The organism is Arthrobacter sp. TE26545, assembly GCF_056279005.1.
The window spans coordinates 1819289-1842654 of record NZ_JBWBQM010000001.1; the positions used below are offsets into that span (position 1 = coordinate 1819289).

The window sequence follows — 23366 nt, forward strand, 5'->3', positions numbered from 1 at the left end:
AGGAGTTATCAATGCTTTCTCTCATCTCCAACACCGCATCACGCCTCCGCCGTGACGAAAAAGGCGCCACCGCCGTCGAATACGGCATCATGGTCGCCCTCATCGCTGTTGTCATCATCGTCGCCGTCACCTTGCTGGGCGGAAACCTCAAGGAGACATTCAACAGCACGGCATGTTCCGTCAAGGGTGGCGCCTGGACGGCGTCCACTTCCACCGTCGCGGGCAGCTGCTCGAAGTAGGTCCCTCCGCTCAGCGGAACGACCGGCCTATCTCACTAAAGGAGCTGCAATGTTTTCCACCATCGTCACGTCCGTAGCCCGCGCGCGCCGGGATGAGACAGGCGCCACCGCCGTTGAATACGGCATCATGGTCGCCCTCATCGCCGTTGTGATCATCGTTGCTGTGACCTTGCTCGGCGGAAACCTCGTCGAGACGTTCAACAGCACCGCCTGCAGTGTCAAGGGCGGTGCTTGGACGGCCTCCACGTCCACCGTCGCCGGAAGCTGCTCGAAGTAAGCAGACGCCCCGGGTGGGTGGGGCCGGTCCCCACCCACCTGCACCATCCCACTCACGGCGCCCCCTAGCCGAAACTTCCGTTCAGACGCACACAGCGCTGCAGCACGAAAGGCAGTTCCCATGTCCAGGAACTCAGAACGCGGTGCCGTGGCAGTCGAATTCGCCTTGCTGGCACCCGTCCTGGTTCTCCTGCTTCTCGGAATCATGGAATTCGGGCGGGCCTACAACGCACAGGTGTCCCTTTCCAACGCGGCACGCGAGGGAGTCCGCGTCATGGCGATCTCGAACGACCAGACTGCAGCCAGGACGGCGGCCAAGAACGCGGCCGTCTCCCTGAGCCCGCAGCTCGCGGACGCCAACTTCACCTTCAGCCAGGCGAACTGCTCCTCCGGCGGGCAGATGTCGCTGACCATCAAGTACACCCTCAGCACCCTCACCGGAATTGCTGGTCCGTTCCCGCTGCAAGGCGTAGGAGTCATGCTATGCGCCGGCTGATGCCCCGCGGCGAAGACGGCGAGCGTGGCGGAGTCGCCGTGCTGATTGCACTGGCGCTCGTGGTGCTCCTCGGGTTCGCGGCCCTCGCAGTGGATGCGGGAATGCTGTACTCCGAACGGGCCCAGGTGCAGAACGGAACCGATGCCGCTGCCCTCGCCGTCGCCCAGAAATGCGCAGCGAACGTTGCCGACCCCAACTGCCTGGCAGCCTCCCAATACGCAGCCGACCTCGTCAACAAGAACGCCGTGGACGGCTTGAGCAACGTCAAGTCGGTCAACTTGGACCTGGTCAACCGCAAGGTCACCGTGACGGGCGGAGCCAAACAGGCCGGTGGGCCCCAGGGCGGGGTTTCACTCTTCTTTGCGAGGGCCCTCGGCTTCGGCACAGCGGACGTCGAGACCAGCTCGAAGGTCGAGTGGGGCAGCGCCTATGCCGGCAGGACTGCTTTTCCGCTTGCCTATTCCATCTGCCAGGTGCAGGGCTACATCGGGGGAGCCCTGCAACTGCTGCAGGACCACGGAACCGGCGCCAATCCCGGCTGCCTGTACGGCCCTTCGGGTGCGGCCGTGGCCGGCGGGTTCGGCTGGATCACCCAGGATCCCGGCGTCTGCGGCGGGACGATCGACCTCGCGGTCAGCGAGGGCGGAAGTGCACCGGGCAACAGCGCGCCAGGCAACTGCGCCGCCACCCTCCAAAAGTGGGCGGACAACATTACTGCGGGCCGCGATGTCATCGTCCTCCTCCCCGTCTTCAACGCAGTGACCGGCACCGGAAGCGGTGCGGTGTACCACTTGGTGTCCTTCGCAGCCTTCAAGGTGGCAGGGTGGAAGTTCAGCGGCAACAGCAGCGCACCGGACGCCTTCCGCAACTCAAGCCCGGACGTCCCCTCAGCGCTTTCCTGCACCGGAAACTGCCGTGGAATCATCGGCAGCTTTGTCAGGTACGTGTCCCTGGCCGACGGCTACTCGCTGGGCCCGGTGGACGCCTTCGGAGCGACCATTGTGCGCCTCAGCAACTAGCCTTTCACCCCCAATGTTGAACAGGAGTAGCAAGTGAAATCCCGCTTGTTGGCCGGATCCGCAGCTGCGCTGCTCGCCGTCATCGGAGTGATCCTCGTCTTCTCATACGCCCAGGCTGCCGATCAGCGTGCCGTCCAGAACCTCACGCCGGTCGACGTCCTGATCGTCAAGACGGCGGTTCCCGCCGGTACGCCCGTCGAGGCCATGAAGGCCTCACTGGCAACACAGCAGCTGCCCGAATCCGCGGTTCCGAAAACGGCCCTGCACACGCTGGGCGACGAAGCCGGCAAGGTGGCCGCCGTGGACCTGGTGCCCGGCGAGACGCTTCTTGCCGAGCGCCTGGTCGCCCCTGACGAGCTCAAGACGCCGGGCAACGTCACGGTGCCTGCGGGCCTCCAGGAGGTCTCCTTCCAATTGGAACCCCAGAGGGTTATCGGCGGCCGCCTGGCCCCCGGTGACCACATTGGCGTGTTCATCTCCCAGATCGCCGGAAAAGACGAGGACAAATCGGGAGCAACCAAGCTGGTCATCCACAAGGTCCTCGTGACGGCGATCCAGCGCGCCCCGCAGGCGGCCACGGCTACGCAGTCGACGCCGGCCCCGAGCCAGGGCGCGGCCGCTGCGGATCCGCAGGACACCACGCTTCCGAACGGATCGCTCCTCCTGACCGTTGCAGTCAACGATGTGGACGCTGCCAGGATCGTGTACGCCAATGAGTTCGCCAAGATCTGGTTGAGCAAGGAGCCCCTGAACGCGAAAGTCAACGGACCCAGGATCGTCGACGGGAACGAGGTCTTCAAATGAGCCGCTTTGTCCTGATCACCCCGAATGTCGAATTCGACCAGCGGCTGCGCCAGGCCGTGGCGGGCGGGCTGCCTGGAAGCGTGCAGACCTTCTTCACCAATGTCCTTCCGTCCGACCCGACCGAGCTGTTCGGTGCCCTCAACCAGGAACAGTTCGAAGTGCTGATCCTGGGGCCCGAGGTTCCGGTGGAGGAGGCTCTGCGCCTGGCCACAGTCCTCGACGTCCGTGCACCCGAGCTGAGCGTCATCCTCGTCACCGAACCGGAATCCGGGTTCGTCCTGCAGGCCATGCGCTCAGGCATCCGTGACATCATGAGCCCCGCTGCGGACGTCGCACAGATCCGCATCATGCTGGAGCGGGCCTGCCAGTCCTTCGCCAGCCGCCAGCGCACCCTGGAGCCGAAGCAGGCCCACGCGCCCAAAGGCATGGTGATCGGGGTCTTTTCCCCCAAGGGTGGCGTGGGCAAGACGACGATCGCCACGAACATCGCCGTGGGCCTGGGCAAGATCGCGCCGATGAGCGTGGTGATCGTCGACCTGGACCTGCAGTTCGGCGATGTCGCCTCTGGCCTGTACCTCAACCCTGAACACACTGTGACCGACGCGGTTACTCCCTCGGCAAGCCAGGACTCCTTGGTCCTCAAGGCGTTCCTTAGCGTTCATCCGGCAGGAATTTACGCCTTGTGCGCCCCCAAGGACCCCGTGGAGGCTGACGAAATCACTCCGGAACAGGTCAGCCGGCTGCTCGGACAGCTGGCGGAGGAGTTCCAGTACGTGGTGGTGGACACCGCGCCGGGGCTGCCCGAAGTCGGTCTCGCCGCGCTCGAGCAGTGCACAGATGCTGTGTGGGTCACGGGCATGGACGTCCCAAGCGTCCGCGGCCTCCGCGCGGGCCTGGACATCCTGCGGAAGCTGGACCTGCTGCCGGAAACCCGCCACGTGGTACTCAACATGGCCGATTCGAAGGCCGGCATGTCGGTCCAGGACGTCGAAGCCAACATCGGCGCCCCTGTCGATGTGAGCCTTCCCCGGTCGCAGGCTGTTGCCCTTTCCACCAACCGCGGCGTTCCCGTGCTCCAGGAAGCAGTGAAGGATCCGGCCGTGAAAGGCCTCAAACAACTCGTCGAACGCTTCAATCCGGCGTGGCGTGCCACCACGCAGCGCCAACTGCACAGAAGGGTCGTGGTCTAGTTGAAACTCTCGCAGCGTCTGCGCGCCGCCGAGGACAATGCCGGCCGAGCTTTCGGTGCCGCCTCGCCAGGTGCGCGTCCCGCAATGAACCGCCCGGAATTCAGCCGTCCCGCGTTGAGTCCTGAGCCCGGTGCGCCTGGACAGACGGTCCGTGGAGAGGTGGTGCCCGCCATGGTCCCCTTAGCCGACTTCGCACAGCAGGCCACGCCCTACTCGCCGGGGAAGGCGGCCGGTCCCGGAAAGACCCATGCCTCCCTGAAGCTCGTCGAGCACGCGGACCAAGGCAAGCCCAAGGTCCAGCAGCCCGTGGATGCCTTCGCCGCGCTCAAGGCGCGGGCCGCGACAGCGTTGTTCGAGCGTCTGGGTGCCCGGTTCAACGACTCGGCGCTGAGCGAACACGAGCTGCGGGCGACGGCCCGGGAAGAATTGATCCGGATCGTCGACGCCGAGCAGGTTCCGCTGTCCGCCGAGGAGCGGACCCGCCTCGTGGGGGACGTGGCGGATGACGTCCTCGGCTACGGGCCGCTCCAGCGGCTGCTGGACGACCCGGATATCACCGAAATCATGGTCAACAGGATGGACCAGATCTACGTCGAACGAAAAGGCAAGCTGATCCTGACGGACTCCGGCTTCAGCTCGGAAGAGCACCTCCGGCGGGTGATCGAGCGGATCGTGTCCAAAGTGGGCCGCCGGATCGACGAATCGTCCCCGCTCGTCGACGCACGGCTCGAAGACGGATCCCGTGTCAACGCCGTGATCCCGCCACTCGCCGTCGGCGGTTCGTCCCTGACCATCCGGAAGTTCAGCAAGGTGCCGCTGACCGTGAGGAACCTGATCGATTTCGGCACACTCACCCCCGAAATGGCCGAACTCCTTAACGCCTGCGTCAAGGCGAAGCTGAACATCATCGTTTCCGGCGGCACCGGCACGGGGAAGACGACCCTGCTCAATGTCCTTTCATCCTTCATCCCCGATGACAACCGCATCGTCACCATCGAGGATGCGGTGGAGCTGCAGATCCAGCAGCGGCACGTGGTGAGGCTCGAAAGCAGGCCCCCGAACACCGAGGGCAAGGGCGAGGTCACCATCAGGGAGTTGCTCAGGAACTCGCTACGCATGCGCCCGGACAGGATCGTCGTCGGCGAAGTCCGTGGCGGCGAGTCCCTGGACATGCTGCAGGCGATGAACACCGGTCACGACGGCTCGCTTTCCACTGTCCACTCGAATTCCCCGCGTGACGCAGTGGCTCGTCTTGAAACCCTGGTCCTCATGGCTGGCATGGACCTGCCGCTACGGGCGATCCGTGAACAAATAGCGTCCGCGGTGAATCTCATCATCCAAATCTCCCGCCTGCGGGACGGTACGCGGCGGATCACCCATGTGACGGAGGTGCAGGGCATGGAAGGGGAGGTCGTCACCTTGCAGGACGCGTTTGTCTTCGACTACTCGGCGGGCGTGGACGCGCATGGGACGTTCCTCGGCCGGCCGGTGTCCACCGGCATCCGGCCCCGGTTCATCGACCGCTTCAATGACCTGGGAATCCATGTTTCCCCCGAGGTGTTCGCCGCGCCCCTGGCGTCGGCCGTGAGGGTGTGAGCGAGCCATGATCCTCCTGACCGGAACAGCTTTCATGCTCGGCGCCATCCTGCTTTTCGGCGTCGCGGTGATCCTGCCCAAGAGTCCCGGGGTTCCCTTGGACCGGAGGCGGCCCTACCAAGCGGGTCCCGGCTCCCAACTGACGCGCTTCGCGGGTTCTGCCTCCGGCGCCATCCATGGGGTCCTGGAGCGGCGCAATGTCCGGCTGTTCAACCGTGAGGAGCTGGAGAACGCCGGGCTGCGGACCAGCCAGGCGGAATTCTTCATCCTTGTGATCGCGGGGGCCTTTGTGGGCGCCCTGATCGGACTTGTCGCCGGCGGCCCCCTGTTGGGTGTCCTGTTCTTCATTCCGGCGCCCTTCGTGGCGAAGCTCGTCACCAGGTTCCGGACCGGAAAGCGGCGCGCGAAGTTCGATGAGCAGCTCGGCGATACGCTCCAGCTGCTGTCCGGCGGCCTGCGCGCGGGGCACAGCATCCTCCGCGCGATAGACGCCGCGGCCACCGAATCGATCAGCCCGACCGCCGAGGAGATGCGCCGCATCATTACGGAAACCAGCCTGGGCCGTGAACTCCAAGCCTCCCTCAATGACACAGCAGATCGGATGCAAAGCGAGGACTTCGTGTGGATAGCGCAAGCCATCCAGATCAACCGTGAGGTGGGCGGAAATCTGGCCGAAGTCCTGGACCAGGTCAACGAGACCATCCGGGAGCGCAGCGAGATCAAGGGCCACATCAAGTCCCTCGCGGCAGAGGGAAAGTTCTCCGGATACATCCTGATGGCACTTCCCTTCGGCATCGTCACTCTGCTCACTGTGGTGAATCCCGGATACATGAACGTGATGTTCACCCATCCGCTCGGTTGGGCCATGATTGCGGCGTCGGCCGTCCTCATGACCATCGGCGGTCTCTGGATGCGCAAGATCATCGACCTGAAGTTTTGAGGTGAAGCATGAATCTCCTGCTCCTCTTGTCCCTGCTGCTGGTGCCGCTGCCGATTGCCTACCTGGCGTGGTCGGTCCTTTCGGTGGACCGCAGGACCCAGCGTTCCGTCCGGGAGCTCCTTGCACGCGGGGGAGGCGCCGTCGAAGCCGGTCCGCAGCGACGCGGCAGCGCGCTCGAAAGCCTCGGCTACAGGCTGACCCCCGGAAGCTACGTCCAGAAACTGGACCGTTTGCTCTCCCTGGCGGGCCGTCCCCCGTCCCTCCCGCTGGGGCGCGTCCTCGCCGCCAAGCCGGTGCTCGGTCTCTGCGGTGCGCTGCTGGGCTTCTACATCGGAGCCAACAGCGATAGCGCGGTCCTGAAGCTGGTGGGCATTTTCGTGGTGTTGCTGGGCTACTTCATTCCGGACCTGATGCTCTACAGCAAGGGACAGGAACGGCAAAAGACCATGCAACTGGAACTTGCCAACACCATGGACCAAATGCTGATTTCGGTCGAGGCGGGCCTCGGTTTCGAAGGCGCCATGGCGCGTGCCGGCGAAAACGGCAAGGGTCCGCTGGCCGAGGAACTGGTGCGGACGCTCCAGGACATGCAGGTTGGCCGCAGCCGCCGCGAGTCCTACCTTGCCCTGGCCGAACGGTCCAACGTTCCCGAACTCCGAAGCTTCGTGCAGGCCGTCATCCAAGCGGACACCTACGGCATTGCCATCAGCCGGGTCCTTCGGGTCCAGGCGAAGGTCATGCGGGTGAAACGCCGCCAGCGTGCCGAGGAGAAGGCAATGAAGCTTCCGGTGACGATTCTCTTCCCCCTGCTGTTCTTCATTTTTCCCGTGCTGTTCATCGCCATCCTGGGACCGGCCGTCATCAACACCATCGCCACCTTCAGCGGCGGATGAAACTGATATTCCATTACTGGAATTCGGCCCCCCGGTAAAAGTCGCCAATCCCGGAAGTCTTAAGATTTCCTCAGGAAAACCACAAGAACCGCTTTTCCGGAATTCAGAAAGTAGCATTGAGCTATGTTCAGTCCAGGTCCAATCGAAACCGGCGATGTGGAACCCGACCACACGGGTTCCGTCAATGGTTCCAGCTGGCTTCCGGCCGGAGGGCACAAACAACCGTTATTGGACTTGGCCGCATTCCAGCTGCTGGAAGACCAACTTGACAATCCGCTCATTGCCCGCAGCTTCGCCAGCGATTTCGCGAAACTTTGGACCCTGAGGTACGAAGCCCTCGCAGGTGCCGTGGAACGTGGCGACGAAGCCGGAGCCCTGGACGCAATCCTCAGCCTCAAAACCTCCTCAACAATGGTCGGAGGAGTCCGCCTTGCGCTATTGGCAGGGCAATTCGAGGAGCATATCCGGAACGGCGATATCAGTGACCTCCGGTCCCTGCTTGCCGCAGTTGCCGAATGCGGCCATGCAACGGTCCTTGAACTGCGGGGCAGTTACGTCCTCAGGAATGAATAGCGGCCCGGATGGTGCCGGCTAGTCCACCCGTTTGGGAGCGAGCCGGTATCCGATACCCCGGACGGTCAGCAGGAACCGTGGTGATTGCGGATCTTCGTGGAGTTTCCGGCGAAGGTTGCCGATATGGGTTTCAACAGCTCTTTCGTCCGCTTCGCTGATATATGCGTCGTCGTCGTAGTAATCGCCGCGCGCTGCCCTAACCAGATCGGTCCTCGTCCGCACTTGCCCCTTGGCGCGAAGGAGGTCAAATAGCAGGTCGAATTCGCTTCTGGTCAAATTCAGCACGGAACCCTGAAGGGAAACCATGCGGGTCTTGTAGTTGAGTGCCAGACCATTGTGCTTGATGACCGCATTTTCCGGCTCGTCGGCGCGGCTCGAATCGCCGGTGCCCTGGCCGCCGTCGGGCAGCGTGCCGGGAAAGGCCGGCACATCCCCGGCGCGGGGCCTGCGCATCATCGCCGTGACCCGGGCGCGCAACTCGCGGGGGAGGAATGGCTTCTTGACGTAATCGTCGGCGCCCGTGAGGAACGCCGTCAGCGTTTCGCTTTCGTCCTGCCGGGCCGTCAGCATCAGCACATACGCGTCGCTGAATTGCCGGATCCGGCGCAGGACTTCGTGGCCGTCCATATCCGGAAGCCCGATGTCCAGGGTGACAACCGCCGCCTGTTGATGCCGTACGACTTCCACGCCTTCACGCCCGGTAGCGGCCGAATGCACCACAAAACCGGCTTCCTTGAGGATGGCGTCAACCAAATTCCGGACGTCCTCGTCATCCTCGATGACTACAGCTACCCCAGGCTCGCTCATTTGTACCCTCGAGTCGGTGATCACCGCCGCACAGCCCAGCGCAATGCGGGAGTGTCTCCGAATAGCAACGATACAAGCATTGAAGTTATTTGGCACCTAATATGTGGAATATGTGCCGCCTTGAAGATCCGCGTCTGCCGTGCAGGGCCGTCATTTCCGCTGGTGGTCACGACGGCGGACGGGCCCTCTTGCCGCCTGACCCCTTGTTGCTAGAATCGCCCGAGGCATCAATTCTTCCAGCGTCTCGCCAACGAAAGGTCCTGCCTTGAGCGAGCAGGCTATTCTCCGCACCGCCGGCCGTTTCTTCAGGAAACTCGGGCCGCGGGTACGGCTGGCTGTCTGTGAAATACCGCTGACGATCATCATCGCCGGCCTGGTGATTGCGGCACCGCACGTTTGGCCGGGCCTGCTCGAGAATTGGGCGTTTGCAACCGGGGCCGTCCTCCATGGAATCCTGTTCCTGAGTTGCCTGCTGGTTCCGTGGGAGCGCCTGGAACCAAAGATAAGCCTGGCCATTCCCATGCTTGACCTGCTGGCTCTTTGTTTCACCCGGAATGGCGCGTTCAGCGTGGTACCGGGCCTCACCGTGCTTTCCGTTTTTCCGGTGATCTGGCTGGCCGCCTCGGGGATGCTTTCCAAGACGAGCCTCATTCTGAGCTTTGCGGGCCCCTTTCTTATTGGGCTGCCCCCGCTTATCGCCCACCTTCCCAAGCCCACGGCATCGGATATTTCCGCGGTCGTTCTCTTGCCCCTGATGATGTTTGCGGTCGCCCTCTCCATCCGGCTGGCCGGTTCGTACGCCCGGCTCCAGCAGCGGCGGGTGAAGCACCGGGACCAGGTCCTGAGGCAATTGCTTGCTGCCAGCAGGGAGCGCGAGACACTGCTGAAAACCATCCTGGACACCATCGACGTCGGAATTGTCGCGGTGGATTCCAAAGGTGAAACGCTGTTGGTCAACAACCAGCAGAAAGCATTTCTGGGATTGGCGGCGCCCGCGGGCGGGGGCTCCGCGGCGGCCAAAGGGAACCGGCTGGTTTTCGGCCAGGACCGCCAGACCCCGCTCCCTCCCGAAAGGGACCCCGTCCAAAGGGCGGTGCAAGGGGAAACCTTTTCCGACTATCTGCTGTGGTTTGGTGCCGGGACGGAACAGCGGGCGATCTCGACCGCCGCGCGCGGCATGAGGAACGACGTCGACGGCGGGTTCGGCGGGGCCGTGGTCTTCTTCCGGGACCTGACCGACGTCGTCAACGCCCTTGCGGCCAAGGACGAATTGGTTGCCAACGTTTCCCATGAATTCGGCGGACCCCTGACCTCGATCCTCGGCAACCTCGATATCGTGATGCGCGGAGCCCCCGACCTCCAAGCAGGAACAAGGCGGGGCCTGGAGGTCGCGGAGCGGAATGCCGAGAGGCTCAGGGTCCTTGTGGAGGACCTGCTGTCGTCAGCCGCGTCGGTCGAGAGCGTGCAGCTGCGCCGGACGGATCTGGCCGGTCTCGTTGAGAACAGCCTGGGTTCCGCCCGGGCCCAGGCGGACGCGGCCAATGTCGGCCTGGTTGCCGACGTGCCGGCGCCCCTGTGGGCGGACGCCGATCCGCTGCGGCTGGGCCAGGCCCTGGACAACCTGGTTTCCAACGCCATCAAGTATTCGCCGGGCGGCGGCCTGGTGAGCGTCAGGGCAACGCGGGACGACGGCTGGGTCCGGCTTGAGGTGCAGGACACCGGCATGGGCATGACTGAAGACGAGACGGCCAGGATCTTCACCCGCTTCTTCCGGACAAGCGCTGCCCGCCAGGCGGCGATCCCGGGCGTCGGGCTGGGCCTGTCCATCACCAAGTCCATCGTGGAACGCCACGGAGGCAGCATCACCTGCAACAGCAGGCCCGGGCAGGGAAGCACGTTCACCGTGGCGCTGCCTGCCGGGCCGTCCGGAAGTCCGGAGTCTGGTCCGCCGGCGCTCAATTAGGGCCGGTCGTGCTCATCGAGCGCCGGGCCCCTGTTCCCCCAGATGAACCAGCAGTGCGTCGAGAAGGGGTACTTGACCCCGGACCAGCCTGGTGCGGGCTTCGGGTACCGATGTCCACTCCGCGTGGTCGATCTCGGGAAAGTTTTGGACCGTGCCTGATCCCTTCGGCCATTCCAGCGGAAAGGTGTTGCTCAGGATCTCCTCAGGGCCGAAGTCGGATTCGGCGGCGAAGACCGTGATGACCTTGCCCGACGGTTGCTTGAAGGCGCCGAGGCCGAAGTAGTCGGCGGGCGGGGCAGGCACGCCCATCTCCTCGGCGAACTCGCGCCGGGCGGCCAGCCAAGGGTCCTCCCCGGAGGGATATTCACCCTTTGGAATGGACCACGCGTGTTCCTCTTTTCCCGCCCAGAACGGTCCGCCCATGTGGGCGATCCACACCTCAAGGCCGCCTTCGGCGCTGCGGCGGTACAGCAGGATCCCTGCGCTGAGGACCTTCACTTGCGCTCCATGTCCCTAAGGTATCCGTTCCTAAGACATCCCGGGTTCCCAGGGTATCCGGGCCCTTTCGGGGCGCCGGTTCCGCACTAGCATTGGTGGATGATGGATAAGTCGCCGGCGCCCGGCGGATGGAGCCACGAAGTGGCCCGCGATCCGCGCCGCGTGCACTGGATGGAACTGTTCTTCGACCTCGTCTTCGTCGCTTTTGTGGGGCAGCTCGCACACGGGATCCACGGCGACCCCGGATGGGCCGAATTCGGCACGTTCGTCCTGCTCTTCTTCCCGGCCTGGTGGGCCTGGGTGAACATCGCATCGGTGGTCAACCTCCTGCCTCGCCTGTCGTCCCGGGCCCTGGGTGTTGCGATGGTGGCGGCCATGGCCTCAGCGGGCGTGATGGCCGCCGCCGCGCCGGGGGCTTTCGGTGAGCGGGCCTGGGCCTTTTCGTTGGCGAACGCTGCCCTGCGACTCGTCCTGCTGGCGCTGTGGCTGCGCCAACACCGCGAAACACCGGCAGGAACGGCATGGCGCATCTGGACCTACAACGGGGGAACCGCGGTCCTCTGGCTGGTGGCGGCCTTCCTGCCGCTCCACATTGCGGTGATCCTGTGGGCGGCCGCGATCGCCGTCGAGGTCGTCATGGCGGTGCTCGGCGGGCGCCTCTGGCCCGACCGCGGCGTGGCCGGCATCAACATCGAGCACGCGGCCGAGCGCCTCGGCCTGTTCGTCATCATCGTCCTCGGCGAATCAGTCTTCACGATCGTCCTTGAAGTCTCGGACGACTGGGGCGCGGGTGCAGGCGGGGCCGGCGGGCTCGGATTCCTCATCGTCGCCTTCCTCGGCTGGGCGTTTTTCCAGTACGGAACCGGCACCATGGCAGCGGGCCTCGAGCGCCTGCAGTCCCGGTCCGATTTCACCGGAATCCTCGTGACCACCTTGTTCCTCCCGTTCCTGCTGGTGGTCGGCGTGACGGCGATCGCCGGCGCAATCGCCACCGCGATCCCGGAGCCGTTCGAGCCTTTGCCGATCGGCTCGGGGATCTCGCTCGGCGGCGGAATTGCCCTCTTCTATGCGTGCAACGCAATGGTGGCCCTCCGATACGGGCAGCCGCCGCGATCAGTGCTGCCGTGGGCGCTCCCGACGATCGTCATCGCTGTGCTGCTCATCCCGCTGGGTGTGCAGGTCCCCGCCCTCGCCATGCTTGCCCTTGCGGTGTTGCTCCTGGTCCTTGTCACCGCCTACGTGGAGGCGAAGAGAAGGCGGCGCGTGGGCTCTCCTTTGGGAGGTGGAGACCGGATCCGCTAAAATCGATGCTCGATGGCAGACCTTAAACAAAACCCCGTTCGTGTCCAGCCCCTGAATCCACAGGGGCCGATTTTTGTGGATGCCTCGGGGCGGCGCCTGCGGAAGGTCAAAATTGCAGGTCTCGCAGCCGCAGCATTGGTGGCCGGATACGTCGTCCTGCTGCTGATCGCCTTCACCGGGGGCTCCAACGTGGCCGCGCCCTACCTGCCTTTGCCGGTCCCCGCGGCCGACCGTCCGGCACCATCCAAGGAAGCCCAGCCGACGGGCAACGGGACCCCGGCCGCCGAACCCGTCGCGCCGCCCGCCGTCGAACCGTTGGCTCAGCCGCAGGCCGTGCCTGCTGCCGCCCCGGCCACGGCCGCACCCCAGCCCGCGACCGCTCCCGCCGTTACCGCGACGAATCCGGCCAAGAACGACGAGGCCCCCGGCCAGGCCAAGCGGCGAGCCACCCCCACGCACCCGTGAGCACCCGCCGTCCGACCCGGCGCCCGGTTCCGGCCGGCGTCAGGGCCCACTGGTTGATCCTGCTGGCAGTCCTGTGTTCGATAGCCGCCGCGCTTCTCGTCCAGGGCTACATGCATCACCTCGCCGGAATCAGCGACGATTCCGCGCCGGCAGCCGGGCCGGCCTCCACCGTCCCCAAGTCAGTAAGCGGCGGGGGTCCCGTGGTCGACTCCCGCGGGGGCGCCGTCCGCGCCGTCCGTCCGCCGGAGCGAACCCTCGCCCTGACTTTCGACGACGGACCCGACCCCGTGTGGACGCCCCGGATCCTTGACGTCCTCCGGAAACACCACGTCCACGCGACCTTCTTCCTGGTCGGCTCCGCGGCCATCGACAACCCGGAGCTGGTGAAGCGGATCGTTGCCGAGGGCCATGAGATCGGCGTGCACACCCTGACCCACGCCGACCTTGGCAATGCCCCGCAATGGCGCCGGCAGCTCGAAGTCCAGGGGGCACAGAAGGTGATCACCGGCATCACCGGCCAGGCGGCGTCCCTCCTGCGCCCGCCCTACAGCTCGGGGAACGACGCGATCAACGACGGGACCTGGGCGGCGATGCAGGACCTTGCGGACGACGGGTACCTGAGCGTCTTCAGCACCCTCGACAGCAAGGACTGGCAGCGGCCTGGTGTCGCGGCGATCGAGCAGAGGCTCGCCTCGCCCGGCCGGGACGGCCAGGTTGTCCTGATGCACGACGGCGGCGGCGACCGGGAGGAGACCGTCGCCGCCCTGGACTCCACCCTCTCGCGGTGGGCGGACCAGGGCTATAAGGTGACAACCGTCGGCGCCGCCGTCGGCATCGGGAGCATGCGGCCAGCCTCCGCGCCGGAGCAGCTCAGCGGCACGGCGTTTGTGTGCGGCATCAGGCTCAGCGACTTCGTCGTCACAGCCATCTCATGGGCACTCATCGTGGCCGGCGTCGTGACGCTTGCCCGCGCCGTGCTCGTCGTCGGCTTCGCGGCCCGCCACAGCCGCATGGCCCGGCGCCTCAGGGCGAGCGGACGCGGCCGGCGCCGCGTGGACGTCGCAGTCCGCCCCGAGGTCACGGAGCCGGTCACCGTGATCGTCCCCGCATACAACGAGGCCGCGGGGATCGAGGCCGCCGTGCGGTCCATCGCCGCATCGACCCACCCGCTGGAGATCATCGTCGTCGACGACGGCTCCACCGACGGCACCGCGGACCTCGTGGAGGCGCTTGCGCTTCCCCGCGTCACGGTCATCCGGAAGGCGAACGGAGGCAAGCCGTCCGCCCTGAACGCCGGGCTGGAGGCCGCCACGCATGGGCTCGTGGTGATGGTCGACGGCGACACCGTGTTCGAACCCGGCACGGTCCACGCCCTCATCCAGCCCTTCGCCGATCCGGCGGTGGGCGCGGTATCGGGCAACACCAAGGTCGTGAACCGCGGCGGCGTCCTCGGCGCCTGGCAGCACATCGAATATGTGGTCGGCTTCAACCTGGACCGCCGCCTGTTCGACCTCGCGGAATGCATGCCGACCGTACCGGGGGCGATCGGTGCCTTCCGGCGGGAGGCCCTGCTCGGGGTCGGCGGAGTGAGCGAGGATACCCTTGCCGAAGACACCGACCTGACGATGTCACTGTGCCGCGATGGCTGGCGTGTTGTGTACCAGGACGACGCACGGGCCTGGACCGAGGCTCCGGCGACCCTGGGCGCCCTGTGGCGCCAGCGGTACCGCTGGTGCTACGGCACGCTGCAGGCAATGTGGAAGCATCGCCGCGCCATCGTCCAAGGCGGAGCCGCCGGCAAACTCGGCCGGCGCGGCCTCGGTTACCTGCTGGTCCTCCAGGTGTTGCTGCCTCTGTTCGCTCCTGTCGTGGATGTCTTCGCCCTTTACGGACTGTTCTTCCTGGATCCGGTGCGGATTGCCGCGCTCTGGCTCGGTTTCCTGCTGGTGCAGTTCCTGATGGCTGCCTACGCATTCCGGCTGGACAAGGAGCCGCTGCGTCCGCTGTGGGCGCTGCCGCTGCAGCAGTTCGTGTACCGGCAGCTGATGTATGTCGTGGTCATCCACTCCCTGGTGACCGCCGTGGCTGGACTGCACCTGCGCTGGCACCGGATGGAGAGGTACGGCAGCCTGCGCGTCCCGCCGGCTGCGCACCGCGAAAGCTAGCCACGACTGCGCGACTGTCCCTTTTTCGACCGCCTGGTAGGCACCATCGCAGCCTGTACGTAACATGGGAGCCACTACAAGCTGCAGCTTGCCAAGTCCGATGAAAAGGAATATTGCGGTGGCACTTGAGACTTTGCCCGTGCTCGATTTTTCCCGGCTGCACGCGGGCCCGGAGGAGGCGGCCCGCTTCCGGGACGAGCTCCGGGACGCCATGCACGAAGTCGGTTTCCTGTACTTGTCCGGTCACGGCATTCCGCAGGAGCTCACCGACGCGATGCTCGATGTTTCGCGGCGCTTCTTCGAGCTGCCGGAGGATCAGAAACTCGCCTTGGAAAACGTCAACAGCCCGCAGTTCCGGGGCTACACGAGGATGGGCGGCGAGCTGACCGCCGGGGCGGTCGACTGGCGCGAGCAGATCGACATCGGCGTCGAGCGCGACCCGGTGCAGCCTGGCCCCGGGGTCGCCGACTACTGGCGGCTCGAAGGGCCCAACCTCTGGCCGGAGGCGCTGCCCGAGATGCGGGGCATCGTTGCCGAATGGATGGAGCGGCTGAGCTCGGTGTCCCTGGATCTGCTGAGGGCACTCGCCCTTTCCCTGGGTGCCCCGGAGGACACCTTTGACGAAGCGTTCGCCGCCCGTGCCTTTCCCGTGCTCAAGATCGTGCGGTACCCGGGGGAATCCGATCCGGATCCGAAGCAGGGCGTGGGCTCGCACCGCGACGGCGGCGTGCTGACCCTGCTGCTGGTGGAACCAGGCAAGGGCGGCCTGCAGGTAGAGCACGAGGGGAGCTGGATCGATGCCCCGCAGGTGCCCGGAAGCTTCGTGGTGAACATCGGCGAAATGCTTGAGCTCGCCACCAACGGCTACCTCAAGGCGACCCTGCACCGGGTCATCTCGCCGCTGCGCGGCACGGACCGGATCTCCCTGCCGTTCTTCTACAACCCGGCACTGGACGCCCGCATGCCGCAGTTGGCCGTCAACCAGGAATTCCAGGCCAGGGCGCGGGGACTGTCCGTCGATCCGACCAACAGCCCCATCCTGGAAACCTACGGCGACAACGCCCTGCGGTACCGGCTCCGCGCCCACCCGAACGTGGTGGCCGCGCAGCACGCCGACCTGCTGAAGGACTGACCCAGGCCGCCGCGCGAAGCAATTGTTACTCCCGCACAGGCATCCCGGCTGCGCGATTTCGCCGAGGTAAGGCTAACCTAAATAGTCTTTGTTCTTTCGTGCGCCCGGTGTCTATGCCCCGGGCAAGCTATGTAGGCGGTTTCTTTTGCGACTAATCAAGGGGTCCCGTGCGGCCATCGGCGTGGCGGCGGTGCTTGCTCTCGGCGGCTGCGGTCTCGGCAACAGCCAGGGCGGCGACGCCGGCAAGGCGGCGGACCTGGACCAGCGGATCGTTGTGGACAACTTCAGGGCCCCGGTCGCCGACTGGGCGCCCGAATCAGACGCCGCCTACATCCTTTCCCTCTCGGGATGCCTGGAGACCCTGACCAAGTACGACCACACACAGGGCAAGGTGGTCCCGTTCCTCGCGAGCAGCTGGAAGCAGGTTTCGGCCCTGGAATGGGACTTCACCCTCCGCGCGGGCGTGAAGTTCCAGGACGGTACGGACCTCACCGCAGACGCCGTGGCAGCTTCCCTGAAGCACGTGCTTGAGGCCGAAGTCCCGGCCCGCGCCTTCAACAAAAAGGTCATCAGCAGCGTCAAGGTTATCGACGCACGCACGGTTCGTGTGTCTACTCCCACGGAAAGTCCCTTAGTGCCGTACCGGGTAGCGAGCGTCAACACCGGAATCCTGGCGCCGGCAGCCTACAAGGACAGTTCCGTGGATCCTTTCGGCCATTGCACCGGACCCTTCACCCCGGTGTCCGAGAAACCCAAGCAGTCCTTGACCCTTGACCGCAACGAAAACTACTGGGGCGGCAAGGTCCGGCTCGCCGGCGCCGAAGTACGCTTCATCACCAACGGCGCCACCCGCGCCGCCCAGATCCAGACCGGCGAAGCGGACATCTCGCTGTCCATCCCCGTTTCCAGCCTGCCGTCCCTGGAAAGTGCCAAGGACGTAAAGGTACTCAAAGCCGACTCGCCGCGCACGGCAACGCTCTACCTGAACAACAAGCGCAAGCCACTGGACAACGTCAATGTCCGGAAGGCCCTCCGCGCGGCCCTTGACCTCGATGCCCTCGCAGCGAGCGTCTACGAAGGCGCTGCCCTGCCGGCGTCGGGACCGTTTGCGCCGTCCGAGCCGTGGGCCATCGAGGGCGCCGTTCCGCCCAAACAGGATCTGGAAGCGGCGAAGAAGCTCCTGGCCACGGCCGGCTACACCGCCGGGCGGCCCCTGGAGATCATCGCGATCGTGGAACGAGCCGAGTTCGCGGACGTTGCCACGGTGGTCCAGGAAAACCTCAGGAAGATCGGCATCCCCGTCTCGATCCAGAGCAAGGAATACGCCGCGGCCGAACCCGATGTCCTGGCCGGCAAGTACGACATGCTGCTCAGCCAGCGGAACCGGCTGATCGACATCGCCGATCCGGTCGGCTTCCTGACGGCCGACTACAGCTGCGAAGGAAGCTACAACCTTAGCCATTTCTGCGACGCAGAGTACGACCGGATCATTACTGAGGCGGCACAGACCGGTAACAACGAGGAACGCTACAAGCTCTATGCCCGGGCCGGAAAGATCCTCGACGAGAAGGCAGTGAACCTGTGGCTCGTGAACGAGCAGGCCACCGATGCCGTGCGCAGCGATGTCCAGTCCTACGTCCAGGACCCGCTTGCCCGGTACGTCCTGACCGCAGAGACTGCGAAGTCCGGCTCCTAGCAGTGCTGCCACGATGATCAAATTCATGACCAGGAGGACGGCGACCCTCGTGGCTGCCGTTCTCCTGTCCTCGTTCGCGGTGTTCCTGATTCCATACGTCACCCCGGGTGATCCGGTGCGGAAGATCATCAGGTCCCGTGTTGCCGGGGACGTGGTTGACGGCTCGACGGTCGAGTCCCTGGGCATGAGCCTGGGCCTGCACGACCCTTTGTTCGTCCAGTACCTTCGTTGGCTGGGCGGCTTCTTCTCCGGAGACATGGGTTTGTCCTATGTGAGCCGCACCCCCGTGGTGGAACAGGTCATGCCTGCACTCGCCGTGACTTTGAGCCTCGTTGCCGCCGCGCTGGCGACGGCGACACTGGTTTCCCTGCCGTTGGGGACGGCCGCGGCGCTCAGGCAAGGCCGCCGGACGGACAGGCTGATCACCACCGTGATCCAGTCCTTCATCGCCATGCCCGAATACTGGCTAGCACCGATGCTGGTCCTTGTTTTCGCCCTGAAACTAGAAGTTCTACCTTCGGCAGGCTGGAACGACGCCTCTTCGGTGGTCCTTCCCGCGGCGACACTTGCGCTGCGCCCCGTCAGCTACTTCACGGCCGCCGTGCGCTCGGGAATGATCGAAGCCCTTTCCTCGGACCACGTCTTCGCTGCCCGGGCCCGGGGGCTGGGAAAGGCCCGCACCGTACTCAGCCACGTCATTCCCAACGGGCTTGTTCCCCTCTCCACGCTGTTCGCCGTGTGGTTCGCCGGCCTGCTAGGCGGTTCCGTCATCGTCGAGGTGATCTTCGCCGTGCCGGGGATGGGCCGTCTCCTCTACGACGCCGTGGTGAACAGCGACATCCCGCTGGCCCAAGGAGGGGTGGTCGTGGTGGTGGCCCTGGCCGTCGGAATCACCACCCTCGCCGATTTCGTCCACCGTGTCCTGAGTCCGCAGGCAGGTGCCGGCCTTGCGTAAGCGGATAACAATCGACCGCGCCGCCCTGGCAGTCCTCACGCTCGCCGTCCTGGCGGTTGCCGCGGCACCCCTGTTGGTGCCTTACGCACCCGACGCGCAGAACCTTGCGCTCCGGCTTGCCCCTCCGGGGCCGGAGCACTGGCTCGGAACGGACCACCTCGGGCGGGACACCCTCAGCCGCGTGCTCGACGGCGGCCGCTTCTCCATGAGCATGGCGGCGGCTGCCACCGTGCTAACCGCGGTGCTCGGCACCGTGATCGGGGTGGCCAGCGCGCGCCGCCGGGGCTGGCTCGACGAGTTCCTCACCCGCACTAACGACGTGCTGCTCGCGCTCCCTGAAATGGTGGTGGCCCTGTTCATCGTGGCGGCCATGGGCACAGGTTTTTGGCCGCTGCTGGCTGCCCTGACCGTGACCGGCTGGACCCCCTTTGCCCGACTTGCCCGCACACTGGCGTACGACGTCTCGGCCCGCGGCTTCGTGGAGGCAGCCCGCGTGCTGGGCTGCCCGCCGTCGTTCATTGTCTTCCGCCACCTCCTCCCGCATCTGGCAGCCCCGCTGCTCGGCCAGGCGACGCTCAGGTTCGGCCAACTGCTTATCAGCGTCGGCGCCCTGTCCTACCTGGGACTCGGCGTGCAGCCGCCGCAATCGGACTGGGGGTCGATGCTGGCGGCCGCGCAGCCCTACGTTGAACGGGCTCCGATGGGCATCGTCGCGCCGGGCCTTGCGATCTTCATCGTGGCCCTGTGCGTGACCCTGATCGGCCAGCGGGCATCGAAGAAGGCTGCGGTACCTGCGGCACGGGAGGAGGCCCATGCCTGAGCAGCTTGTCATCAAAGACCTACGGGTCGGCAACAGCGGCCCGGGCAGGCCCGTCCTGGACGGAGTCAGCCTGTCCGTGGCCCCGGGCGAATTCGTGGCACTGGTCGGCGGCTCCGGATCCGGCAAGACCATGACGGCAATGTCGGTCTTGGGCCTGCTTCCCGCCCGGCTGGCTATCGAGTCCGGATCCATCCGGCTCGGCGACACCGAACTCACCACCGTTCCGGAAACGGAGCTGGACAAGATCCGCGGCGGCCGAATTGGCATGCTCTTCCAGCAACCCAAGCGGATGTTCAATCCGAACCGGAGGATCGGCCGGCACCTCTTGGAACCACTGCGGCTCCACGCGGGGCTGAGGGGCGCACAGGCACGGGCGAAGGCATTGGGGCTCCTGGCCGAAGTGGGATTCCGCGATCCCCGGGCCGGCGCCCGCTGCTACCCCCACCAACTGTCCGGAGGCATGGCCCAACGTGCCATGACCGCCCTGGCGCTGGCCGGGCGCCCCGACTTCCTGCTGGCGGATGAGCCGACGTCGGCCCTGGACAAAGTGCTGGAACGCCAGATCCTGCAACTGCTGGACCGGGAACGTGCTGAACGCGGCCTGGGCATCCTGTACATCACCCACAACCTCGCATCCGTTGCCGCTTTCGCGGACCGTGTGCTGGTGATGGAGTCCGGCCGCCTGGTTGAGGCCGGCCCCACCCGGGAAGTCCTCGGACGCCCGCGGGCCGCCTACACCCGGGCGCTGCTGGACGCCTCCAACCTCCAGCCCGTGGACGTGCCTGCCCCGCGCCGCGAGGAAGCGGACATGCTTGCCGTGAGGGCGGTCGGGAAGAGCTTCTCCCCGGGCAGGCGAAGCAAAGCGGCCCTGGCCGATGTTTCCCTTGGGCTGAAGAGGGGCGAGATCCTCGGTGTCCTAGGCCAGTCGGGTTCGGGGAAGAGCACCCTCGCACGGCTGATTGTCGGCCTGGAGAAGGCTGACCGGGGAACCATCGCCCTGCACAGGGACCTTCCGAAGGGCACGCACGGCGCTACCACGGCGGTGCAGCTCGTCTTCCAGGAACCGCACGGCTCTTTCGACCCCCGCATGACCCTGCGGGCCAGCCTGGAAGCGCCCTTGTTGCGCTCCGAGCTCACGGCTGAAGAACGCGGACGGCGCGTTGAGGAGGTCATGGCCGAGGTTGGACTCGAGGCCCTCCTGCTGGACAGGCGTCCCGGGCAATGTTCAGGAGGCCAGCTGCAACGCGCCACCATTGCACGGGCCCTGCTGCTGGAGCCGCAGGTGCTCATCTGTGATGAAGCCACCTCCGCACTGGACGCTTTGACCCAGCGCACCATCCTGGACCTGTTGCGCCGGCTGCACCGGGACCGCGGGCTGAGCCTGCTGATGATCACCCACGACATGGACGTGGTCCGGCATATGTGCCAACGAGTGGCCGTGTTGTACCAGGGAGCCCTGGTGGAACTCGCGGAGACGGCCGCCTTCTTCGCCAACCCGAAGCACGAACACAGCCGGGCACTGGTGGAGGCCTCGATTCCCTGCAAGGGCCTGCACTTGAAGAAGATCACCGGCATGCAAGCAGCATCGAACCCGGGAGCGGTGGAACCGTCAGGCCATTGAGACCGTCCCGGCACCCGGGGTAGGGTTGGCGCCACCTCACCAGCACCGATCCCCAGGGAGCGACCATGCCTGAAATGCGACGTCGACTGGCTGCCATCACGGCGGTTCTGGCCTTAAGCGCAACGAGCGGAGCCGTCTTCAGCCCCGCGTCCGCGGACCCGCGGGCAACGGACAAAACAGCTATCGCCACCGGATACGGGGGAGCGGTGAGCACCGTCGATCCGGAGGCCTCGGCTGCGGCCATCGAGGTGCTGCGCAAGGGCGGCAATGCGGCCGATGCCGCCGTCGCGGCGGCGGCGACCCTCGGCGTGACCGAACCGTATAGCGCCGGCATCGGCGGGGGCGGCTACTTCGTGTACTACGACGCGAAGAGCGGCCAGGTAGGCACCATCGATGGCCGGGAGACCGCGCCGGCCGCCATGCCGCACGACGCCTTCATCGATCCCGCCACGGTCACACCGCAAAATCCCGCAGGCAGTCCTTACCGCTTCACCCCCGAGCTGGTCACCAGCGGAGTATCCGTCGGCGTCCCCGGCACCCCGGCCACTTGGGAACGGGCCCTGGAGCGGTGGGGAACGCTTCGCCTGGGCGAGGCGCTCAAGCCCGCCATCAAGGTGGCCACCCGCGGCTTCGTGGTGGACCGGACCTTCCGCCAGCAGACCCTCGACAACAAGCTTCGCTTCGGGGCCTTCACCTCCACAAGCAAGCTGTTCCTCCCCGGCGGGGACGCGCCCGCCGTCGGGAGCATCTTCCAGAACCACGAACTCGCCGACACCTACCGGCTGCTCGCCGAGCAGGGCACCGGGGCCTTCTACGGCGGGGCGCTTGCCGGGGAGATCGCCAGCACCGTCCAGTCCCCGCCGAAGACCGCCACCACCGGACTTCCCGTCCCGGCCGGCCAGCTGACCGCCGCGGACCTTGCCGCCTACCGCGTCGTGGACCAGGCGCCGAGCCACGTGAACTACCGGGGCCTGGACGTCTACGGCATGGCACCCTCCAGCAGCGGCGGCACCACGGTCGGCGAGGCACTGAACATCCTGGGCACCTTCGACATGGGTCACATGCCCACCGCCAACGCGCTCCACCACTACCTGGAAGCGAGCGCCCTCGCCTTTGCCGACCGCGGAAAGTATGTGGGCGATCCCGCCTTCGTCCAGGTCCCGACGTCGGCCCTCACCGATGAGCTGTTCGGCAAGGAGCGCGCCTGCGAAATAGATCCGCTGCACGCGGCCGTGAAGCCCGTCGGCCCCGGCGACGTGACGGCGTACGACGGCGCCTGCCCGGCCGCCGCCGCGGCCACCGCGGAGGACCGCGACACCGAGAACATTTCCACCACCAACCTGACGGTCGCCGACAAGTGGGGCAACGTGGCCGAATACACTCTCACGATCGAACAGACCGGCGGCTCGGGCATCGTTGTTCCCGGCCGCGGTTTCCTGCTGAACAACGAACTGACCGACTTCTCCACCGTCTACAAGGCCGATGACCCGAACCGGATCGACCCCGGCAAGCGGCCACGTTCGTCGATGTCGCCCACCATCATCCTCAAGGACGGGCAGCCGTTCCTGGCACTCGGTTCGCCCGGCGGCTCCACGATCATCACCACCGTGCTGCAGACCATCCTGAACCGGGTGGACCGCGCAATGAGCACCCCCGAGGCCATTGCGGCGCCGCGGGCCGCCCAACGGAACACGGCCAACGTCACGGCGGAACCGGAGTTCATCACCGCGTACGGCGACCGGCTGGCGCCATTCGGCCACACCCTGGTGCCTTCCGGTGACGCCTTCACGTCGGCAGCGGAGATCGGTGCGGCCACCGCCATCGAGTTCCTGCCCGACGGCAGCCTGCTCGCCGCCGCGGAGCCGAAGCGGCGCGGCGGCGGCTCGGCCATGGTGGTGACGCGTTCGCCGTAGCAA

Annotated in this window: 22 protein-coding genes; 20 read left to right on the plus strand and 2 right to left on the minus strand. The window is 66.0% G+C overall.

The annotated features are described in order from the left end of the window. Window positions 1-11 precede the first annotated feature (11 nt). The 10 genes from ACZ9CK_RS08070 (at window position 12) to ACZ9CK_RS08115 (ending at window position 8026) form a co-directional block, all read left to right on the plus strand. Complete coding sequence (locus ACZ9CK_RS08070) at window positions 12-239, plus strand: Flp family type IVb pilin (protein WP_476049711.1); 228 nt, start codon at window positions 12-14, stop codon at window positions 237-239. Between the two features lie 49 nt (window positions 240-288). Further along, window positions 289-516, plus strand: coding sequence for a Flp family type IVb pilin (locus ACZ9CK_RS08075; protein ID WP_426303302.1), 228 nt, complete (start codon window positions 289-291; stop codon window positions 514-516). 120 nt (window positions 517-636) lie between these two features. Then, on the plus strand, window positions 637-1011 hold the full coding sequence (locus tag ACZ9CK_RS08080) for a TadE/TadG family type IV pilus assembly protein (protein ID WP_426303303.1): 375 nt from the start codon (window positions 637-639) through the stop codon (window positions 1009-1011). Next, the gene (locus ACZ9CK_RS08085) at window positions 999-2030 is read left to right on the plus strand and encodes a Tad domain-containing protein (RefSeq protein WP_426303304.1); all 1032 of its coding nucleotides are present in this window, start codon (window positions 999-1001) and stop codon (window positions 2028-2030) included. The genes ACZ9CK_RS08080 and ACZ9CK_RS08085 overlap by 13 nt, the downstream gene beginning before the upstream one ends. 33 nt (window positions 2031-2063) lie before the next feature. Then, a complete protein-coding gene (gene cpaB / locus ACZ9CK_RS08090; protein ID WP_426303305.1) occupies window positions 2064-2834 on the plus strand; it encodes a Flp pilus assembly protein CpaB in 771 nt (256 codons plus the stop codon). Further along, on the plus strand, window positions 2831-4024 hold the full coding sequence (locus tag ACZ9CK_RS08095) for a CpaE/TadZ family protein (RefSeq protein ID WP_426303306.1): 1194 nt from the start codon (window positions 2831-2833) through the stop codon (window positions 4022-4024). Before cpaB ends, ACZ9CK_RS08095 begins: the two co-directional genes overlap by 4 nt. 171 nt (window positions 4025-4195) lie before the next feature. Continuing rightward, window positions 4196-5620 carry a TadA family conjugal transfer-associated ATPase gene (locus ACZ9CK_RS08100; RefSeq protein WP_426303307.1) on the plus strand — a complete coding sequence of 475 codons (1425 nt, stop codon included), beginning with the start codon at window positions 4196-4198 and terminating at the stop codon, window positions 5618-5620. A gap of 7 nt (window positions 5621-5627) precedes the next feature. Next, window positions 5628-6560, plus strand: a complete 933-nt coding sequence (locus ACZ9CK_RS08105; protein WP_476049712.1) for a type II secretion system F family protein — start codon at window positions 5628-5630, stop codon at window positions 6558-6560. Window positions 6561-6568: 8 nt separating this feature from the next. After that, window positions 6569-7453, plus strand: coding sequence for a type II secretion system F family protein (locus ACZ9CK_RS08110; protein WP_476049713.1), 885 nt, complete (start codon window positions 6569-6571; stop codon window positions 7451-7453). A gap of 228 nt (window positions 7454-7681) precedes the next feature. Next, entirely contained in the window at window positions 7682-8026 is a 345-nt protein-coding gene (locus ACZ9CK_RS08115; protein ID WP_476049714.1) for an Hpt domain-containing protein, read from the plus strand. A gap of 18 nt (window positions 8027-8044) precedes the next feature. On the opposite strand, the gene ACZ9CK_RS08120 is transcribed toward ACZ9CK_RS08115, so the two are convergent. After that, complete coding sequence (locus ACZ9CK_RS08120) at window positions 8045-8833, minus strand: response regulator transcription factor (RefSeq protein ID WP_476049715.1); 789 nt, start codon at window positions 8831-8833, stop codon at window positions 8045-8047. A gap of 265 nt (window positions 8834-9098) precedes the next feature. On the opposite strand from ACZ9CK_RS08120, the gene ACZ9CK_RS08125 reads away from it, so the two are divergent. Beyond that, window positions 9099-10796: a sensor histidine kinase gene (locus ACZ9CK_RS08125; protein ID WP_426303312.1), complete on the plus strand. Its 1698-nt coding sequence runs from the start codon at window positions 9099-9101 to the stop codon at window positions 10794-10796. Between the two features lie 12 nt (window positions 10797-10808). On the opposite strand, the gene ACZ9CK_RS08130 is transcribed toward ACZ9CK_RS08125, so the two are convergent. Beyond that, window positions 10809-11294 carry an NUDIX hydrolase gene (locus tag ACZ9CK_RS08130; protein WP_476049716.1) on the minus strand — a complete coding sequence of 162 codons (486 nt, stop codon included), beginning with the start codon at window positions 11292-11294 and terminating at the stop codon, window positions 10809-10811. 99 nt (window positions 11295-11393) lie between these two features. On the opposite strand from ACZ9CK_RS08130, the gene ACZ9CK_RS08135 reads away from it, so the two are divergent. From ACZ9CK_RS08135 to ggt, 9 genes are all read left to right on the plus strand, one after another. Then, window positions 11394-12596, plus strand: a complete 1203-nt coding sequence (locus ACZ9CK_RS08135) for a low temperature requirement protein A (protein WP_476049717.1) — start codon at window positions 11394-11396, stop codon at window positions 12594-12596. Between the two features lie 12 nt (window positions 12597-12608). Continuing rightward, window positions 12609-13061: a hypothetical protein gene (locus ACZ9CK_RS08140; RefSeq protein WP_476049718.1), complete on the plus strand. Its 453-nt coding sequence runs from the start codon at window positions 12609-12611 to the stop codon at window positions 13059-13061. After that, on the plus strand, window positions 13058-15226 hold the full coding sequence (locus tag ACZ9CK_RS08145) for a bifunctional polysaccharide deacetylase/glycosyltransferase family 2 protein (RefSeq protein ID WP_476049719.1): 2169 nt from the start codon (window positions 13058-13060) through the stop codon (window positions 15224-15226). The genes ACZ9CK_RS08140 and ACZ9CK_RS08145 overlap by 4 nt, the downstream gene beginning before the upstream one ends. A 118-nt stretch (window positions 15227-15344) precedes the next feature. Next, on the plus strand, window positions 15345-16358 hold the full coding sequence (locus tag ACZ9CK_RS08150; RefSeq protein ID WP_476049720.1) for an isopenicillin N synthase family dioxygenase: 1014 nt from the start codon (window positions 15345-15347) through the stop codon (window positions 16356-16358). Window positions 16359-16503: 145 nt separating this feature from the next. After that, on the plus strand, window positions 16504-18054 hold the full coding sequence (locus tag ACZ9CK_RS08155; protein ID WP_476049721.1) for an ABC transporter substrate-binding protein: 1551 nt from the start codon (window positions 16504-16506) through the stop codon (window positions 18052-18054). Between the two features lie 13 nt (window positions 18055-18067). Beyond that, a complete protein-coding gene (locus ACZ9CK_RS08160; protein WP_476049722.1) occupies window positions 18068-19009 on the plus strand; it encodes an ABC transporter permease in 942 nt (313 codons plus the stop codon). After that, window positions 19002-19829 (plus strand): ABC transporter permease, encoded by an 828-nt coding sequence (locus ACZ9CK_RS08165; protein ID WP_476049723.1) that lies wholly within the window; start codon window positions 19002-19004, stop codon window positions 19827-19829. The genes ACZ9CK_RS08160 and ACZ9CK_RS08165 overlap by 8 nt, the downstream gene beginning before the upstream one ends. Further along, window positions 19822-21450 (plus strand): ATP-binding cassette domain-containing protein, encoded by a 1629-nt coding sequence (locus ACZ9CK_RS08170; RefSeq protein ID WP_476049724.1) that lies wholly within the window; start codon window positions 19822-19824, stop codon window positions 21448-21450. The genes ACZ9CK_RS08165 and ACZ9CK_RS08170 overlap by 8 nt, the downstream gene beginning before the upstream one ends. 65 nt (window positions 21451-21515) lie before the next feature. After that, complete coding sequence (gene ggt / locus ACZ9CK_RS08175) at window positions 21516-23363, plus strand: gamma-glutamyltransferase (protein WP_476049725.1); 1848 nt, start codon at window positions 21516-21518, stop codon at window positions 23361-23363. Window positions 23364-23366 lie beyond the last annotated feature (3 nt).